Origin of the sequence: Kosakonia sp. S42 (assembly GCF_016624785.1) — a bacterium.
Lineage (GTDB): Bacteria > Pseudomonadota > Gammaproteobacteria > Enterobacterales > Enterobacteriaceae > Kosakonia > Kosakonia cowanii.
Window position 1 is genome coordinate 1 of the sequence record NZ_JACVTW010000085.1, and the last position, 740, is coordinate 740.

Annotated in this window: 1 protein-coding gene; it reads right to left on the reverse strand. The window is 56.1% G+C overall.

Annotated elements, in window-relative coordinates; genetic code table 11:
• On the reverse strand, window positions 1–740 hold a 740-nt coding region (locus IAE50_RS25665), incomplete at both ends, for an elongation factor Tu (RefSeq protein ID WP_200581694.1).

Genomic DNA, 740 nt, shown 5'->3' on the forward strand with positions numbered 1-740 from the left:
CCAACGTTCTCACCAGCACGGCCTTCGTCCAGCAGTTTGCGGAACATTTCAACGCCGGTACAGGTAGATTTCGCGGTGTCTTTGATACCAACGATTTCAACTTCTTCACCAACTTTGATGATACCGCGCTCTACACGACCGGTAACAACGGTACCACGACCGGAGATGGAGAATACGTCTTCGATCGGCAGCAGGAACGGCTTGTCAATCGCGCGCTCTGGTTCCGGGATGTAGGAATCCAGGTAGCCAGCCAGTTCGATGATTTTCTCTTCCCACTCAGCTTCGCCTTCCAGCGCTTTCAGCGCGGAACCGCGAACGATCGGGGTGTCGTCGCCCGGGAAGTCGTACTGAGACAGCAGCTCACGCACTTCCATCTCAACCAGTTCCAGCAGCTCTTCGTCATCAACCATGTCACATTTGTTCAGGAACACGATGATGAACGGAACGCCTACCTGACGACCCAGCAGGATGTGCTCACGGGTCTGCGGCATCGGGCCGTCAGTCGCAGCAACAACCAGGATCGCGCCGTCCATCTGCGCAGCACCGGTGATCATGTTTTTAACATAGTCGGCGTGGCCCGGGCAGTCTACGTGCGCGTAGTGGCGAGTCGGGGTGTCATATTCAACGTGAGAGGTGTTGATGGTGATACCACGAGCTTTTTCTTCCGGCGCGTTATCGATCTGGTCGAATGCGCGAGCAGCACCGCCGTAGGTCTTAGCCAGTACGGTAGTGATTGCAGC